Annotated in this window: 17 protein-coding genes; 4 read left to right on the top strand and 13 right to left on the bottom strand. The window is 66.4% G+C overall.

Annotated features, from left to right (window positions below; all coding sequences use genetic code 11):
• Window positions 1–2: 2 nt before the first annotated feature.
• Window positions 3–1,076 (bottom strand): tartrate dehydrogenase, encoded by a 1,074-nt coding sequence (locus ACXAD2_RS01130; RefSeq protein WP_475165779.1) that lies wholly within the window; start codon window positions 1,074–1,076, stop codon window positions 3–5.
• Window positions 1,077–1,274: 198 nt separating this feature from the next.
• Between ACXAD2_RS01130 and ACXAD2_RS01135 the strand changes: the two genes are divergently transcribed.
• The 3 genes from ACXAD2_RS01135 to ACXAD2_RS01145 all read left to right on the top strand — a co-directional run bounded on the left by ACXAD2_RS01135 (window position 1,275) and on the right by ACXAD2_RS01145 (window position 5,572).
• Complete coding sequence (locus tag ACXAD2_RS01135; protein WP_475165783.1) at window positions 1,275–2,189, top strand: LysR family transcriptional regulator; 915 nt, start codon at window positions 1,275–1,277, stop codon at window positions 2,187–2,189.
• A gap of 136 nt (window positions 2,190–2,325) precedes the next feature.
• Window positions 2,326–3,294: a TAXI family TRAP transporter solute-binding subunit gene (locus ACXAD2_RS01140; protein WP_475165785.1), complete on the top strand. Its 969-nt coding sequence runs from the start codon at window positions 2,326–2,328 to the stop codon at window positions 3,292–3,294.
• A 79-nt stretch (window positions 3,295–3,373) separates the two neighbouring features.
• A complete protein-coding gene (locus ACXAD2_RS01145; RefSeq protein ID WP_475165790.1) occupies window positions 3,374–5,572 on the top strand; it encodes a TRAP transporter permease in 2,199 nt (732 codons plus the stop codon).
• Window positions 5,573–6,268: 696 nt separating this feature from the next.
• Here the strand turns inward: ACXAD2_RS01145 and ACXAD2_RS01150 are convergent.
• The 12 genes from ACXAD2_RS01150 to ACXAD2_RS01205 form a co-directional block, all read right to left on the bottom strand.
• The gene (locus ACXAD2_RS01150) at window positions 6,269–6,991 is read right to left on the bottom strand and encodes an SDR family oxidoreductase (RefSeq protein WP_475165794.1); all 723 of its coding nucleotides are present in this window, start codon (window positions 6,989–6,991) and stop codon (window positions 6,269–6,271) included.
• The gene (locus ACXAD2_RS01155) at window positions 6,988–7,758 is read right to left on the bottom strand and encodes an amino acid ABC transporter ATP-binding protein (protein WP_475165799.1); all 771 of its coding nucleotides are present in this window, start codon (window positions 7,756–7,758) and stop codon (window positions 6,988–6,990) included. Before ACXAD2_RS01155 ends, ACXAD2_RS01150 begins: the two co-directional genes overlap by 4 nt.
• Window positions 7,755–8,474: an amino acid ABC transporter permease gene (locus tag ACXAD2_RS01160; protein ID WP_475165801.1), complete on the bottom strand. Its 720-nt coding sequence runs from the start codon at window positions 8,472–8,474 to the stop codon at window positions 7,755–7,757. The genes ACXAD2_RS01155 and ACXAD2_RS01160 overlap by 4 nt, the downstream gene beginning before the upstream one ends.
• A 59-nt stretch (window positions 8,475–8,533) precedes the next feature.
• Complete coding sequence (locus ACXAD2_RS01165) at window positions 8,534–9,346, bottom strand: substrate-binding periplasmic protein (protein ID WP_475165805.1); 813 nt, start codon at window positions 9,344–9,346, stop codon at window positions 8,534–8,536.
• A 248-nt stretch (window positions 9,347–9,594) separates the two neighbouring features.
• Entirely contained in the window at window positions 9,595–10,377 is a 783-nt protein-coding gene (locus tag ACXAD2_RS01170; RefSeq protein ID WP_475165809.1) for an SDR family NAD(P)-dependent oxidoreductase, read from the bottom strand.
• Window positions 10,374–11,123, bottom strand: a complete 750-nt coding sequence (locus ACXAD2_RS01175; RefSeq protein WP_475165812.1) for an amino acid ABC transporter ATP-binding protein — start codon at window positions 11,121–11,123, stop codon at window positions 10,374–10,376. Before ACXAD2_RS01175 ends, ACXAD2_RS01170 begins: the two co-directional genes overlap by 4 nt.
• Window positions 11,120–12,085 carry an NAD-dependent epimerase/dehydratase family protein gene (locus ACXAD2_RS01180; RefSeq protein WP_475165816.1) on the bottom strand — a complete coding sequence of 322 codons (966 nt, stop codon included), beginning with the start codon at window positions 12,083–12,085 and terminating at the stop codon, window positions 11,120–11,122. Before ACXAD2_RS01180 ends, ACXAD2_RS01175 begins: the two co-directional genes overlap by 4 nt.
• Window positions 12,085–12,762 carry an amino acid ABC transporter permease gene (locus ACXAD2_RS01185; RefSeq protein WP_224906699.1) on the bottom strand — a complete coding sequence of 226 codons (678 nt, stop codon included), beginning with the start codon at window positions 12,760–12,762 and terminating at the stop codon, window positions 12,085–12,087. The genes ACXAD2_RS01180 and ACXAD2_RS01185 overlap by 1 nt, the downstream gene beginning before the upstream one ends.
• A gap of 12 nt (window positions 12,763–12,774) precedes the next feature.
• A complete protein-coding gene (locus ACXAD2_RS01190; protein WP_224906697.1) occupies window positions 12,775–13,443 on the bottom strand; it encodes an amino acid ABC transporter permease in 669 nt (222 codons plus the stop codon).
• 72 nt (window positions 13,444–13,515) lie between these two features.
• On the bottom strand, window positions 13,516–14,367 hold the full coding sequence (locus tag ACXAD2_RS01195; RefSeq protein ID WP_475165821.1) for a substrate-binding periplasmic protein: 852 nt from the start codon (window positions 14,365–14,367) through the stop codon (window positions 13,516–13,518).
• On the bottom strand, window positions 14,367–15,308 hold the full coding sequence (locus ACXAD2_RS01200) for a polysaccharide deacetylase family protein (protein WP_475165825.1): 942 nt from the start codon (window positions 15,306–15,308) through the stop codon (window positions 14,367–14,369). Before ACXAD2_RS01200 ends, ACXAD2_RS01195 begins: the two co-directional genes overlap by 1 nt.
• Window positions 15,308–15,808, bottom strand: coding sequence for an ureidoglycolate lyase (locus ACXAD2_RS01205; RefSeq protein WP_475165826.1), 501 nt, complete (start codon window positions 15,806–15,808; stop codon window positions 15,308–15,310). Before ACXAD2_RS01205 ends, ACXAD2_RS01200 begins: the two co-directional genes overlap by 1 nt.
• 132 nt (window positions 15,809–15,940) lie before the next feature.
• Here ACXAD2_RS01205 and ACXAD2_RS01210 point away from each other — a divergent pair, with 132 nt between their 5' ends.
• Window positions 15,941–16,600, top strand: coding sequence for a GntR family transcriptional regulator (locus ACXAD2_RS01210; RefSeq protein ID WP_224906689.1), 660 nt, complete (start codon window positions 15,941–15,943; stop codon window positions 16,598–16,600).

Genomic DNA, 16,600 nt, shown 5'->3' on the forward strand with positions numbered 1-16,600 from the left:
TCTCAGAGGTTCTCGCCGCGGATCGCTTCGCAGACCGCCTCGGTCACCTCGTGGGTGGTGGCGCTGCCGCCGACGTCCGGCGTCAGGATGCCGTCGGCGCAGACCTTCTCGACCGCGCGCATCAGCCGGTCGGCGGCCGGCTTCTCGCCGAGGTGCTCGAGCATCTGCGTCGCGGTCCAGAAGGTGGCGACGGGGTTGGCGATGCCCTTGCCGGTGATGTCGAAGGCCGAGCCGTGGATCGGCTCGAACATCGAGGGATACCGCCGCTCGGGGTCGATGTTGCCGGTCGGCGCGACGCCGAGCGAGCCGGCTAGCGCCCCGGCCAGATCCGACAGGATGTCGGCGTGCAGGTTGGTCGCGACGATGGTGTCGAGACTGCGCGGGTTCTTCACCATGCGCACGGTCATCGCGTCGACCAGCATCTTGTCCCATGTCACGTCGGGGTATTCCTTCGACACCTCGGCGGCGATCTCGTCCCACATCACCATGCCGAAGCGCTGCGCGTTCGACTTGGTGACCACCGTCAGCAGCTTGCGCGGGCGCGACTGGGCCAGCGCGAAGGCATAGCGCATGATCCGGGTGACGCCGACGCGGGTGAAGATCGAGACCTCGGTGCCGACCTCCTCGGGCAGCCCCTTGTGCGCCCGCCCGCCGTGGCCGGAATATTCGCCCTCGGAATTCTCGCGCACGATCACCCAGTCAAGATCGCCCGGCCCGACCCCCGCCAGCGGCGAGGAGATGCCCGGCAGGATCTTGGTGGGGCGCACGTTGGCATATTGGTCGAAGCCCTGACAGATCGGCAGGCGCAGCCCCCAGAGCGTGATGTGGTCGGGCACGTCGGGCGCGCCGACCGCGCCGAAGAAGATCGCATCAAAGGCCTTCAGCTGCTCGGGCCCGTCCTCGGGCATCAGCGCGCCGGTCTTCTTGTAGCGTGCCGAGCTCCAGTCGAATTCGGTCACGTCGAAGCCGAAGCCGCCGTCGCGCCGGGCCAGCGCCTCGAGCGCCTGCAGCCCTGCGGCGATGACTTCCGGGCCGATGCCGTCTGCCGGGATGGCTGCGATCTTATAGGTCTTCATGGGCTCTCACCGTTCTGTGTCAGGGGCAGCCGGCGGCCGGCGCGCATGACGAGGGGGCCGCCGCTGCCGGCGCTGCCCTGTCTCCTCCCCTCGCGACGCCGCTGCGGCAATCACCGGGAAAACCTACGAGGCGAGGCATGGACAGCTCAACTTTCGCAGGATTATATACAGAACTGAAATAGTGGGCGGAGGGCCAAGATGGACATCGCGCAGCTGAAATGTTTCCTCGCCGCCGCCGATGCGCTGCATTTCGGGCGGGCGGCGCAATCGCTCGACATGCTGCCTGCCTCGCTGGGGCGGCAAATCCGCATCCTCGAAGAGCGGCTCGAGACCCGGCTCTTCCTGCGCACCACCCGTTCGGTCGCGCTGACCGAGGCGGGCAAGGCGGTGCTCGAGGACGTGCGGGGGCTGGTCGAGCAGGCGGAGCGGATCGAAGCCCGGGTGCGGGAAATCCGCAAGGCCGAAAGCTCGGTGCTGCGCGTCGGCGCGATCGACAGCGCGGCGGCGGGGCTGGTGCCGCAGCTGCTACAGCTGATGCGCGCCGAGCACCCGGAGCTTGAAGTGCAGATCGTCGAGCAGAAGACCATCCACCTGCTGCCCAAGCTGCTGAGCGGCAGCCTCGACCTTGCCTTCTGCCGCCCGCCCGACATGCGCGATCCGCGGATCAACTTCCGCACGCTGTTCTTCGAAAGCGCCGTGGTCGCCCTGCCCTCGGACCACCCGCTGGCGGCCCGCGCCGAGGTGTCGATCCGCGATCTGGTCGACGCGCCGCTGATCGTGCCCGACCGCCGCTCGCGGCCGCATTCGCACGACCTGACCATCAAGCTGTTTCTCGACGCCGGGCTCACCGCCCGGATCGCGCAGGTCGCCGAGGAGAAGCACACGATCGTCAACCTCGTCGCCTCGGGTTCGGGCCTCGCCATCGTGCCGCGCTGGACCTCGCGCATCGCGGTGCCCGGGGTGACCTTCGTGCGGCTGACCATCCCCGAGGGCACCACCCGCTCGAAGCTGATCCTCGCCGCCGCCTGGACCCGGGGCGCGCGCGACCCGCAGCGCGACGCGCTCTTGGCAACGCTCGAGCAGCACCTTGCCGAGATCGAGGCCAGCGCCTGAGAGGGTGCCTGATAATAACGATTTTGAATATAATCTACGGCGCATTCATCTGAGCGCCCCGCCCCGCCATGGTGTCCGTCGTGGGTGCGGCCCTGTCGCAAGGCGCCGCACCGGAGGAGACCTTGGGAGGAAGATCATGAAATTCACCACCATCTCGGCGTTCGTCGCCGGCGCGCTTGTCGCGCTGCCCGCCGCCGCGCAGGACAAGTCCGACTGGCCGTCGAGCCTGTCGATTTCCACCGGCTCGCAGGGCGGCGCCTATTTCGTCTGGGGCTCGGGGCTGGCCTCGATGATCGGCGAGGCGCTCGGCGTCAGCGCCTCCGTCGAGGTCACCGGCGGGCCGATCCAGAACGTCGCGCTGGTCGAGGCGGGCGAGACGCTTGTCGGCTTCACCACCATGGGCCCGGCGCAGGAGGCGATGGCCGGCGAGAGCGAGCTGATGCCGGGCATGGAGGCGGCCAACCTGCGCGCGCTCTTCCCGATGTACCGCACGCCGCTGCAGGCGGCGGCGCTGAAAAGCTCGGGCATCGCCACGGTCGAGGATCTGGCCGGAAAGCGGGTGAACTTCGGCCCCGCCTCGGGCACCTCGGCGACCTACTGGCAGCGCTACTTCTCGGACGCGGGCATCGAGGTGAACGCCAGCTTCGCCGGCGCCTCCGACGCCGCGGGTCAGCTGGGCGACGGGCTGATCGACGCCTTCGTCTACGCCTCGGGCATCCCGACCGGCGCCTATTCCGAACTGGCGATCCAGCAGGACGTCACCTTCATTGGCCTCTCGGAGGCCAATGTCGCCGAGTTCACCGCTGCCGTGCCCTCGATGCAGCCCTTCACCATCCCGGCGGGCACCTACAAGGGGCAAGACGCGGATGTCGCCACCGTCGCCATGTGGAACTACGCCATCGCGCATGAAAGCCTGCCCGAGAGCCTTGCCTACGAGATCACCAAGCTGGTGCTGGGCGACAACGCGCGCATGCAGCAGGTCCACAAATCCGCGGTCGAGACCATGGCCGAGAACTGGGACACCAACGATTTCATGACGTTCCACCCCGGCGCCGTGCGCTATTACGAGGAAATCGGGATCACCATCCCCGAAGAGCTGCGCTGAGCCGGTCTCGCGCGCTGCCCCGCGGGCCGGAGGCACCGGCCCGCGGTTTCCCTGACACGCTTTGCATTCCGGTGATGCCATGACCACACCCGCCCGCGGTGACCTTTCCGCGCCGGGCTCGCTCGACGAGCTCGACGCCCCCGTCTCGGCGACCTCCGCCGTCGACGAGGAGCCCCCCGCCAGCAACCAGCGGATTTTCGATGGCATCCGCAACCATGCCTTTGCCACCGCCTGCGCCGCCTACACGCTGTTCCACCTCATCGTGATGAACCTCTACCCGCTGGAGACCTGGACCTACCGGCTGCTGCACCTCGGCGGCGGGCTGGCGCTTGGCTTCCTGCTGTTCGGCGCGCATACGGTCGATCCCGACAGGCCCTCGCGCAGCCGCAGCCTGCCGAGCCTTGCGCTGCTGGTTCCCGCCGCGGCCTGCGTGCTCTACGGTTTTGCCGCCATCGCCACGCTCTGGGGAAGCTGGTGGCTGACCGGCGCCGCCAAGCCGCCGGCCTGGACGATCACCAGCTTCGGCCTGCCGCTGACGCTTGGCACGGCGCTGACCGTGGTGCACGGCTGGCTGTTCTCCGACAGCAAGCTGAACCGCTGGACGCCGACCGACGTGCTGCTGACCCTCGCGGCCATCGCCTCGACCGGCTATGTCATCTACTTCGCCCGCGCCCTGCAACTGCGCGCGGGCATGCCGATGGCCCAGCCCTCGGACATGTGGGCGGCGATCACCGGCGTTATCCTGATCCTCGAGGCGGTGCGGCGCATGGCCGGGCTGGCGCTGGTGATCATCGCCTCGGTCTTCGTGGCCTATGCCTTCGCCGGGCCCTGGCTGCCGGGGATCCTGCATCACGACGGCTACACGGCGAAGCGGTTCTTTTCCTACATCTTCACCGACAACGGCATCCTCTCGGCGCCGATCGCGATCTCGTCGACCTACATCATCCTCTTCGTGGTCTTCGCCGCCTTCCTGCAGGCGACGCATGTGGGGGCCTATTTCGTCAACGTCGCCTTCGCCGCCGCCGGGCACAAGCGCGGCGGGCCGGCCAAGGTGGCGGTCTTCGCCTCGGGGCTGATGGGCATGATCAACGGCACCTCGGCGGGCAACGTGGTAGCCACCGGCTCGCTGACCATCCCGCTGATGAAGCGGGTCGGCTACCGCGCGCAGACCTCGGCGGCGGTCGAGGCCGCGGCCTCGTCGGGCGGGCAGATCATGCCGCCGATCATGGGCGCGGGCGCCTTCATCATGTCCGAGATCACCGGCATCCCCTACACCGACATCATCTGGGCGGCGCTGATCCCGGCGGTGCTCTACTTCGCCTCGGTGTTCTTCATGGTCGACCTCATGGCGCAGCGCTTCGCCATGGTCGGGCTGCCGCGCTCGGCGCTGCCGAAGCTCGGCGCGCTGATGCGGCAGGCCTATCTTTTCGCGCCGATCGTGGTGCTGATCTGGGCGCTCTTCGTCGGCTACTCGGTGATCCGCTGCGGCACGCTGGCGATGATCACCGCCGCCGTGGTCTCCTGGCTGACGCCGAACCGCATGGGGCCGCGGCAGCTGTTCCACGCGCTCGACCTCGGCGCGCGCATGGCGCTGCAGCTGGTGGCGGTCTGCGCCGCGGCGGGGATCATCGTGGGGGTCATCGCGCTCACCGGCATCGGCACGCGCTTCTCGGCGCTGCTGCTCGGCATCGCCGACCAGTCGCAGCTGCTGGCGATGGTTTTCTCGATGTTCGTCGCGGTGATCCTCGGCATGGGCATGCCGACCACCGCCGCCTATGCCGTCGCCGCCTCGGTGATCGCGCCCGGCCTCGTGAACCTTGGGATCGAGCCGCTGACCGCACATTTCTTCATCTTCTACTTCGCGGTCATGTCGGCGATCACCCCGCCTGTGGCGCTTGCCGCCTACGCCGGCGCGGCGCTGGCGCAGTCCGACCCGATGAAGACCAGCGTCGAGAGCTTCCGCATCGGACTTGCCGCCTTCGTGGTGCCCTACATGTTCTTCTTCTCGGACTCGCTGCTGATGCAGGGCGACTGGATCGACACCATCCATGTCACCGTCTCGGCGCTGATCGGCATCTACCTGCTGTCCTGCGGGATCATCGGTTGGTTCTTCGGGCGCATCGGCTGGATCCCCCGGCTGCTGCTGATCGGCGGCGCGCTCGGCATGCTCGATGCGGGCTGGCTGTCGGATATTGTCGGGCTCGGCATCGGACTGGGGCTGTACCTCTGGCAGCGGCAAATCGTCAACGCTGCGCAGGTGGCGCACGGCAAGGACTGAGCGAAAGGCGAACAGGAAAGGGCGGCCCCCCGGGGCCGCCCTTTTCTATTGCCAAGTTTACCCACCCGATATTCACCCCGCGGCAAGCGCGTCTATCCAAACGGCTTGCTGCAAACGATCAACCTCCAACTGGCAATGATCACCCCGCACTTGAGCATCAACCGCTGTGCAATCAGGGGCAATACGCCCGCTCCGCTGCTCCAGATCGCACGAGGCGCCTTTCCGTAGTGCGGCTCATCTTCCTCCGGCTCGCGACCCAGCTGCCTAGTGCCGGCGGGTTCGAGCGATGAGCCGGCCCCTGACCGATGCGAGACCGGAGGCAAACTTCACCGCGGGAAGTCTGTGCTGCCGGGCAAATCCGACCTCGCAAGTCCACCATCCGGCACGATGCAGCGTGCCGGGAACTGTATTTCGGTGATCGACGCAATCCGAGTGCATTGCTCGGAAGTGTAGAGCACTTGCTTGCTCCAACGGATAAGGTCAAATTATGTAGCAACTAATCGGGAGATGGATGACCTTGGCATTGGGGCAAGCTCCATCAGTGCAAAAAACCCTCGTGACGCGCCCAGGCGATCGTTGGCGCAAATTGTCCACTTCCTTCCGCTCGAGGCCTTACAAAATTTCAGGCAATCTCGCAGCAATCAAGACTACGTTGCGCACATCTGCAAGGCCCCAGCTCCAAAGTTGTGATAGGCGCTATTGCGCCAGCCAGCCCCCCTCGACCGGAAGCACGGCGCCCGTGGTGAACGAGGCCGCGTCGCTGGCGAGGAAGAGCGCGGCGCGCGCCACCTCTTCAGCGGCCCCGAAGCGGCGCATGGCGTGGCGCTCCTTCGACATCCGCTCGCGCGCCGCCGGATCAGGCGCGCGCGCGAAGGACCGATGCAGCATCGGCGTTTCGATGGCACCGGGCACGAGGCAATTTGCGCGGATGCCCTCTTCGGCGTAATCCAGCGCGATGTTGCGGGTCAGCGCCAGAATGGCGCCTTTGGACGCCACATAAGACGCGTTTCCCCGGCCCCCCGCCAGCGCAAGCTGCGAGCTGACGGTGACGATCGAGCCGCCCCGCCCGCGCATACCGGGCAGCACCGCCTCGATCCACGTGACGCAGCCCATGAGGTTGACGCTCAGCACCCGATCCCATGTATCGCGCGTGGTCTCATGCAGCTGCCCGCCGACCGAAACCGCCGCGTAGGTGACCAGCGCATCCACCGGGCCAAAGTCGGCGACCGCCGCCTGCGCCGCCGAGATATCGGTGACATCGGCGCAGAGCGGCGTGATGCCCCGGCCCGGGGCCGGCATGTCGCGGTCCACCGCCAGCACCTCGGCACCCTCCTGCACAAACAGCGCCGCCGTCGCCGCGCCGAGGCCGCTGGCGGCCCCAGTGATCACGCAGCGGCGTCCCGCGAGGGCACCGCTCATGCCAGCACCTGATTGAGGAACCGCTGCAGGCGCTCGCTTTTCGGCGCGGTGAAGACCTGCTCGGGGTCGCCCGCCTCGACGTCGCGGCCGCCGTCCATGAAGACCACCTTCTTCGCCACTTTGCGGGCAAAGCCCATCTCATGGGTGGCGACGATCATCGTCATCCCCTCGGCGGCCACCTGCTCCATGGCGCGCAGCACATCGCCGACAAGTTCAGGGTCGAGCGCCGAGGTCGGCTCGTCGAAGAGCATGACCTTGGGCCGCATGGCCAGCGCCCGCGCAATGGCGACGCGTTGGCGCTGACCGCCCGACAGTTGCTCGGGAAAGGCACCCGCCTTGTCCGCGAGCCCGACCTTGGCCAGAAGCTCATGCGCCACGTCCACTGCATCCGCCCGCGAACGCCGCAGCACGGTGATCGGGCCGGTGATGATGTTCTCGATCGCGGTCATATGCGGCCAGAGATAGAAATGCTGGAAGACCATGCCGATCTGCGCCCGCATCGCCGCGAACTCACGCCCGTTCATCGCCCGCCGCTGGCCGTTCTGCTCGCGGTAGCCCACCGGCGCGCCGTCGACGAGAATGCGCCCGCCGGTGGGCGCCTCGAGATGGTTGACGCAGCGCAGCAGGGTCGATTTGCCCGAGCCCGAGGGGCCGATCAGACAGACGACCTCGCCTTTGCCCACATTCATCGTCAGCCCGCGCAGCGCCTGCACCGAGCCGTAGCTCTTCGAGAGGTCCTCGATCTGGATCATCGGTGTCGCGCTCATGCTTCGCGGCCTCCTTCGGCAAGAATGCGCAGCCTTTCGCGCTTGGCCCGGCTCAGCGGGCGCTTTTCGACCTGCAGCAGCCGCTCGAGCCAAAGCTGCAGCCCGGTGAGCGCGCTGGTCAGCGACAGGTAAATGAGACCGGCGAACGAGAGGATCTCGATGGCGCGGTAGGTGCTGGAGTAGATCATCTGCGAGGTCAGCATCAGCTCTTGCACGGTGATGACCGAAGCCAGCGAGGTGTTCTTTGTGTGGGTGATGCAGTTGCTCATATAGGCGGGCAGGATCACCCGGATCGCCTGCGGCAGAATGATCCGCAGCAGGATCGAGGGATAGCGCATGCCAACCGCCTGCGCCGCTTCGGCCTGACCGGGATGCACCGCTTGCAGGCCCGAGCGGATGATCTCGCAGTTATACGCCGCCGAGCTTGCCGAGAAGGCGATGATGGCCGCGGGGAAGGCCTCGAGCATCAGCCCAAAGCTGGGGGCCGCGTAGTAGATGAAGAAGAGGTGAAGCAGAACCGGCGTGCCGCGAAACACCCAGACGTAGACCAGCACAAGGTTGCGCAGCCAGCGAAAGCGCGACTTCCGCCCGAGGGCAAGGAAAAGGCCGCAGATCGTGCCGATGTTCTGGCTGAGCACGGCGATGGCGATGGTCATGAGGGTCGCGTGGAACAGCGCGGGCACGTAGTTCAGCACGATCGAATAGTCGAGCTGCATAAAAGCCTCCGGGGGTTAGAAGCGCCCGGCCGCAGAGGACGGCCGGGCCGGGGTGGTGATCAGGAGGGAAGCTCGTCGATCAGCTGGTCAGTGTAGTTCTTGATGCCGAAGTATTTCTCGGCCCATTCGTCGAGCAGGCCCTTTTCGCGCATCTCGCGGATCGCGGCGTCGATCTCGGCCTTCAGCTCGTCCGAGCCGGGCTGCATCGGTACGCCGACGAAGCTGACCTTGTAGGGCTCGCCGACGATCTCGGCCACGCCGGGGTTTTCGCGGATGAAGTTGGCGGCGGCATTGTCGGGCGCGATCAGCGCGTCGATGCGGCCGATCTCGAGATCGCGGAACATCTCGACGTAACCGGCATAGCCGTTGAACCGGTCGAAATCGCCGAATCTCGCTTCGATTTCCTTGGCCGGGATTTCGCCGTCATTGCCGCCGGCGATGCCGCCGATGCGCTTGCCGGCCAGCGTTTCATAGCCGTCGATATCGGTGGCGTCGGTGCGGCGTACCACCACCACAGCGGCCCGCGAATAGGGGATCGAATAGAGGAAGGTACCAAGCCGTTCCGGCGTCATGTTCACATTCGAGAAGACGGCATCGAAGCGCCCGGCCTGCAGACCCGGCAGGATGCCTTTCCAGTCGAGACGGTTGAGCTCGATCGGCACGCCGATCTTCTTCTCGACGTAGCGGGCGATCTCGATGTCATAGCCCGTAAGCTCGTTGTTCTCGTCCACATAAGTGTTCGGCGGCAGGTTGGCGGTGGTCACGGCGATCAGCTTGCCGCGCTCGCGGATGGCCGGAAGGTCATCGGCCTGCGCCAGCACCGGCAGCATGGCTGCCGAAAGAGCGGCAGCAAGAATAAGACGCATCGACATGCGAAACTCCTGTTGGTTGGTCGGGATCGGTGGGCGGTATTTTTGTGGTATCCCACTGGTGCTCATCCAAAACACAGGCGCGAATTTGGCGTCAAGCCGCAACGAGCGCTGGGGAAACAACAAAGGAAACAAAGATAAATTACTGTGCAAACAATGGCTTAGATGATTTTCGGCAATAGCAGACACCTCCGCCGGAGCGGGTGGAAAAGCCGTAAGGCGCGCGGGTTGGCTGTCCCTGCGCGTCGCTGTCAGGCGGCCATCCAGCCTCCATCGACCAGCAGGTTGTGCCCGCAGACGAAGCGGGTCTGCGGGTTCGCCAGAAACAGCACCGCCTCGGCGACGTCAGACGGCGCTCCGAGCCGCGGCATCGGGGTGCGCGCCTCGGAATAGGCCATCGCTTCGGGGCTCACCGCCGCGCCGGTCTTTCCGGTCAAAATCTTGCCCGGCGAGACGGCGTTGCAGATGATGCCATCCGCCGCATGATCGGCGGCGATCTGGCGGTTCATCTGCAGCACCGCCGCCTTCGAGACCCCATAGGCAAAGGAGTTGGGCGAGGCGATCATGCCGTGCTGCGAGCCGATGATCACCATGCGCCCGCGCTCCTCGTCCCGCAGCGGCTGGCCAAGCATCTGGCGCAGCGCCGCATGCAGCGTGGTGTAGACCCCGGTGAGATTGACCTCGGTCACCCGCCGCCATTCCGCCATATCGGTCTCGGGCAGCCCCTTGCCACCGGGCACCATGGCATTGGGCACGACGATATCGAGCCGGCCATGCTCGGCGGCGATCTGCGACATCAGCGCCGCGCTGGCCCCGGAATCGCGCACGTCGAGCAAGGCAAACCGAGACTGCGGCGAGAGCCTGCGCAGCGGCTCGATCACCGGCGCGCCGCCCTCGACCACCGCCCCGGTCACATCGCTGGCCCAGACCAGCGCCCCCGCCTCGGCCAGCCGCAGCGCAATGGCCCGACCGATGCCCGATGAGGCGCCGGTGACCAGCGCCGTGCGTCCGGCCAGAGGTCCCTGCCCGCTCATCGCAGGATCCGGTCGAGGAAGGTACGGGCGCGGGGATGGCGCGGATCGCTGAAGAACTCTTCGGGCGGGCGGCGTTCGAGGATGATGCCCTGATCCATAAAGACCACCTCATCCGCCACGCGCCGCGCAAAGCCCATCTCATGGGTCACGCAGATCATCGTCATCCCGTCTTCGGCCAGTTCCGAGATCACGTCGAGCACCTCGCCGATCATCTCGGGATCGAGCGCCGAGGTCGGCTCGTCGAACAGCATCGCCTGCGGCTTCATGCACAGGGCGCGGGCGATCGCCACGCGCTGCTGCTGGCCGCCCGAAAGCTGCGACGGCAGCTTGTCGGCGTGATCGGCGATATGCACCCGCTCGAGGTATTGCATCGCCCGCTCGCGCGCCTCGGCCTTCGGCACCTTGCCGATGCGGACCGGCGCGATGGTCAGGTTCTGCAGCACCGTCAGATGCGGGAAGAGGTTGAAGTGCTGGAACACCATGCCGACCTTGCGGCGCACCGCATCCGCGCCCTTGCCGCTTGGCGCAAGGAAGGTGCCGTCGACGGTAATCCGGCCCTCGAGGTAGCTTTCGAGCCCGTTGACGCAGCGGATCAGCGTCGATTTGCCCGACCCCGAAGGCCCGCAGATCACCAGCTTCTTGCCCTTGGGCACCGACAGGCTGACTTCCTTGAGCGCCTGATATTTGTCGTAGAACTTGCTGACCGATTGCATCTCGATCAAGGCGTTGGTCGTCTGCGCGGTCATGCAAGCGGCCTTTCTTCACTGTAAATCTGGTCGAGCCATGCGGCGTGGTCGGCGCAGGCCTCGGGCAGCGGGCGCATCCCTCGATAGCCGATGCGCGCCGCCAGTCCCGAGATATCGAGCGGTGGCCGCCCGTCCGAGACGCGGGCCACCAAATTGGCCGGACCACCCGCCGCAACCCCGGCGGGCGCCCCCATCTGTTCAGCCCAGTCGAGCGGGCTCGACACATAGCCCGCGCCAAGGTTGAAGGTCTCGGTCTCGGCCACCGTGGGTGCCTCGGCCAGCGCGGCGAGCGCCGCGCCAACGTCGCGGGAATAGACCCAATCGGCGATCATCGTGGAGGGCAGCGTCGGCGTGATGCCAGCCCGGTGCAGCGCGAGGATCTGCCCCTGCGCCGACAGGCTGGGCCGGGCTGCGCCCTGCACTTCCCACGCGCCAAAAAGCGGGCCGAGGCGCAGGATCGTCGCATCCAGACCGTCGCGCGCGGCGACCAGCCGCACGAGCTTTTCGCTGGCCTCCTTGGTGATGCCATAAAGCGAATTGGGCCGCAGTTCGGCGTCTTCGGGCAGGGTCTCTCCCGGCCTTGGATCACCGCCATAGACCGCGGCGGACGACAGGTAGAACACGCGGCGGATCCCCAAAGCGGTGGCGGCGTCCAGAACGTTCGATGTGCCGGTGAGGTTGACCGCGATGATCTTGGCGGCTGCGGCGCGCTCCATGGCGGCATCGGGGGTCAGCGCGGCGGTGTGGATCAGCAGGTCGGGCTCGGCACTGGCGAGGGCCGCACGGACCTGCGCCGCATCGGTCACGTCGCAGGGCAGAAAGCGGGCCCCGTTCAGCGCTGGATGCCCGGCGTGCTGCGGCGGTGCGAGGTCGAGCAGCACCGGCGTATGACCGCGCTTCAGCAGGGCCTCGGCGGTGGCCAGCCCGACAAATCCGGCCCCGCCGGTGATGGCGATACGCATCAGCGTCCCCTCAGGATGATGGCCCGGCGTTCGAGGATCGAAACCCAGCGCGAGAACGGCCAGAGCAGAATGAAGAAGATCACCGCGACGGCGGTGAGCGGGGTGGGGTTGTAGGTCTGCTCCTGCGCCACCCGCGCCGAGCGCAGCAGTTCCGGCAATGCTACGATGGCGGCGATGGAGGTGGCCTTGACCAGTTCCAGCGCGTTGGAGGCGCAGGGCGCCAGCACCCGGCGCATCGCCTGCGGCAGGATGATCGCGGCCATGGCGTGCAAACGCCCGAAGCCAAGCGAATAGGCGGCCTCGAACTGGCCCTTGTCGATCGACACGATCCCGGCACGGAAGATCTCGCCGAAATAGCCGGTGTTGTTCAGGCAAAGCGCCAGCACCACCGCGCTGAACGCGCTGATGCGGATGCCCACGGCGGGCAGGCTGTAGTAGATCAGCACCAGCAGAACCAGCGCCGGGAAGGCGCGCAGAAGGTCGATCACGGCGATCAGAAACCGGCGCATCCGCGGCCCCGAGAACGACCAGGCCACCCCGGCGCAAAGCCCGCAGAGCGCGGCCAGCGGCAGGCAGACGGCGACCAGCTTCAGCGTCACCTCCAGCCCCTGCAGCAGCAGCGGCCAGATGCGCAGGAACGATTGCCAGTTGGCGAAATTCGCGAGGAAAAGCTCCATATTATCCTCTCCTCACTTCAGGCTCATCTGCGCTTCGATGCGGCGCGAGAGCACCACGAGCGGGATGAAGAACAGCAGATACATCCCCGCGGCCAACATCAGCGGCGAGGGGTTGGCGGTGATCGACATGTAGCTCTGCGCCGCCCCCAGCGTGTCGTCAAGCGAGACCGAGACCCCAAGCGCCGTGCCTTTCGACACGCTGATGATCCGGTTGGTGACCAGCGGCGTCGCCAGCCGCACCGACTGCGGCAGGATGATGTAGGCCAGCGTGCGGATCGGTCCGAAGCCTAGCGCCTTGGACGCCTCCCACTGGCCTTTCGGCAGCGCCATGATCGCCGCGGTGAAGATCTCGGCGCAGAAGGCCGAGAGCACCGCACCGAGGCCGATCGCCACCGCCACGAAGGGCGACAGGCGGATCCCGGCGTAGGGCAGCGCGAAGTAGCAGAAGATCAGGATCACCAGCTGCGGCAGCGTGCGGAAAAGCTCGATCCACGCGCCCACAAAGACATTCACCACGCGCCAGCCGGGCAGCCGCGCCAATGCCAGCGCCATGCCCAGCACCAGCCCGATGAGGATCACGCAGAGCGAGACCTCGACGGTGATGACAAAGCCTTTCAGCACCACGGGGAAGGCGCCCGCGATGACATCCATATTGAAGTAGTTACGTATCAGCTGATCCATGCGTGCTCCTGAGCGCTGCAGCCCAGAGGCCGGGCTGCAGTCTTTTCACGTAGAGGAGGGAGACACCGCGGATCAGCCGCAGGTCAGCTCGTGCTCGGTCTCGTCATAGCCCTTGAAGCCCGGCGCGCCGTAGCCCGGGTAGACGGTGACGAGCGGGCTGTCCTCGGCGACATCGCCGCCGTACCACTTCTCATAGAGACCCTTGAGGGTGCCATCGGCCTTCATGCATTCGATCGCGCCCTCGACGGTGTCGCGATAGGCTTCACTCTCGTAGCGGAAGGCATAGCCGAACATGCGGCCATCGTAGTCTTCCATCGCCAGCGTGATCGCCGGGTTCTGACCGGCCGCATAGGCGGCGGTGGGGATCTCGTTGATCGCGGCGAAGGCACGGCTGGTGATCACCGCCTGCACCGAGTCGGGGAAGGTGTCGTAGCGCTGAACCTCGAAGCCATATTCTTCGGCGTTCTCGGTGGCCCAGGTGTCGGAGATGGTGCCGCGGTTCACCGCGACGGCCTTGCCTTCCAGATCCTCGAAGGCGGCCATGCTCTCACCCTCGCGGGTGATGAAGCCATTGCCGGTGGCGAAGAACGGCTCGGAGTAGAGCATGGTCTCGGCGCGCTCGGCGGTGATGTTAAGCGGGTTCACGGTGAACTCGATACGGCCCGACAGCAGCGCGGCGAACAGGCCCGAGAAGTTGATGTCGGTGATTTCGACCGAGGGACGGCCGATGCGCTCGGCGATCTCGGTGATCATGTCGTAGCCAAAGCCCTCGGGACCGTCGACACCGCGCACCATCCACGGTGCGAGGCCAAAGTCGGAGCCCACGACCAGCGGCTTGTCAGCCGGATGGGCGTCGTCCTGGGCAAAGCCCGCGACGGGCGAGAGGGTTGCAGCAAGCAAAAGGGAGGCGGTCAGCTTTTTCATCATTCAGACCCTGTTGTGGTGGTTTTCTTGTTTTGATCGGCGGAGGGGAGGTAGGGGTGCACGTCCCGCCAGTGCCGTGCGATGTCCGAGCGGCGGCAGATCCACAGATCGTCGCGGCCACGGACATATTCGAGAAAGCGGCGCAGCCCGGCAGCGCGGCCGGGGTGGCCCGCGACCCGCAGATGCAGGCCGACGGACAACATCTTGGCATCGGGTTCGGCGCAGAGCGTCTCGACGCTGTCGCGCAGGAACTCAAAGAAATCGCTGGCGGTGGCGAGGCCCCCGCGCAGGAATTTCGCGTCATTGGTCGCCAGCGAGTAGGGCAGCACGAGATGCGGCTTGCCACTGACCTCGGTCCAATAGGGCAGCTCGTCGTTATAGGCGTCGCTGTCGTAGTCAAAACCGCCGTGCTCGGCGATCAGCGCGCGGGTGTTCACGCTCGGCCCATAGCGGCAGTACCAGCCGCCCGGCGGCGTGCCGAGCAGATCGGTGATCACATCAAAGCAGCGGGCGATGCGCGCCGCCTCCTCATCACGGCTGAGACCGCGGTGCTGCTCCCAGCGCCAGCCATGGGCGCAGACGTCGAAATCCGACTGGCGCAGCCATGCGGTGATCTCGGGATTGCGCTCGAGCGCGAGGCCGCAGACCATGGCGGTGGCGGGCAGCCCGGCCTCTTCGAACATCCGCGCGATGCGCCAGAACCCCACCCGCGATCCATATTCGAACATCGTCTCGGCGGCGAGATTGCGGCCCGGAATGGAATCCGCGGCGACTTCGACGAGCCCGGTCTCGCTGAACCCGTCGCCATCGGGCACCGAGGGCTCGGAGCCCTCTTCGATGTTGAGCACGAAGTTCAGTGCGAGCTTGGCCCCATTGGGCCATTGCGCCGCGGGCGGGCGCGGACCGTAGCCAATGAAATCGCGGTCGAGATGATCAGCCATCAGACAAGCTCCTCTGCCGGCAGCACGTGGATCGGGGTCGAGACCGGCATGAAGATGTCATCCGCTTCCTGCGGGTGGCGCTGCATCTGGACAAAGAACTCTGCCGGCGCGTCGAACACCTGCATGCCCGCGTGCCAGACGTTGCGCCGATAGATCACCCCCTGCCCCGGCGTGGTGACGAAGGCGCGCGCCGTGGCCGCATCGGGCAGGCCATCCGCGTCGTCGCAGACCACGATCAGAAAGCGCTGGCCGCTCAGCGGCACAAAGGCCTGATCCGAGAACGGGTGCCGCTCCATCTCGGCGATTTCCACGACCCCCTCGATCGCCGTCTTCAGCCGGCTGACCCAGCTCGCCACGCTCAACCCCTCGGACTCGGTGGCGGCATGCAGCGCCACCGGATGCCGCCGCTCGGTGCCGCGATGCGCGATGACCTCACCGTAAGGAGCGAAAGCCTTGCTGGTCAGCAATTGCGGCGTCAGGACACAGGGGGCTTGGGTCATCCGAGGGGCGGTTCCTACTTGGTGTTTTTATGGTGCCTTAGTGGTATACCACTAGAACACCATCTGGATCTTGCTTGTCGAGTCCTTTTTTGCGAAGGTGGCGAAATCCTTGGGAGGCAGGCGGCAGGACCGATGCGAGACGCTTCAGAAATCATCGACGAAAAGCAAACCCTGTCTGAACAGGCCTATCAGTATGTGCGCAGTCTCATCTTCGCCAATGAGGTCAAACCGGGCGAGATCTTCACCGAACGCAAGCTTGCGGAACGGCTCAATATTTCGCGCACACCGCTGCGCAGCGCGATCACCCGGCTGACCGGCGAGCGGCTGCTGGAGCGGCTGGCGAACGGCACGCTGGTGATCCGCGAAGTGCCGCTCGACGAGTTGCTGCAGATCATGGTGATCCGTCGCCAGCTTGAAAGCGAGGCCGCGGCGCAGACCGCGGTGCGGGCCCGTCCCGGCGCCGCCGAACCGCTGATCGCGGAGACGCATGAGGTCATTGCCTCGCCGGAGATGGAGCTTGAACCCTTTTGGGCCTATGACGACCGTTTCCACGTCTTCATCGCCGAAAACAGCGGCATGCCGCTTCTGGCCGAGATGATCGCCAACAACCGCGACAAGGCCCGGATGTGCCACGTGGTGCGGATGGAGCGCAATTTTGCCGAGCAGGCGCGCGAGCATCTTGGCGTGCTCGAAGCCATCGCAGCGCAGGATCCCGACCGCGCCCGCGCCGAGATGATCCGCCACACCGACTGCGTGCGCGACCGCTTCCTGCGGTGGTACACCGGTATCTGA

This window comes from Salipiger sp. ABN3_019 (genome assembly GCF_056158605.1).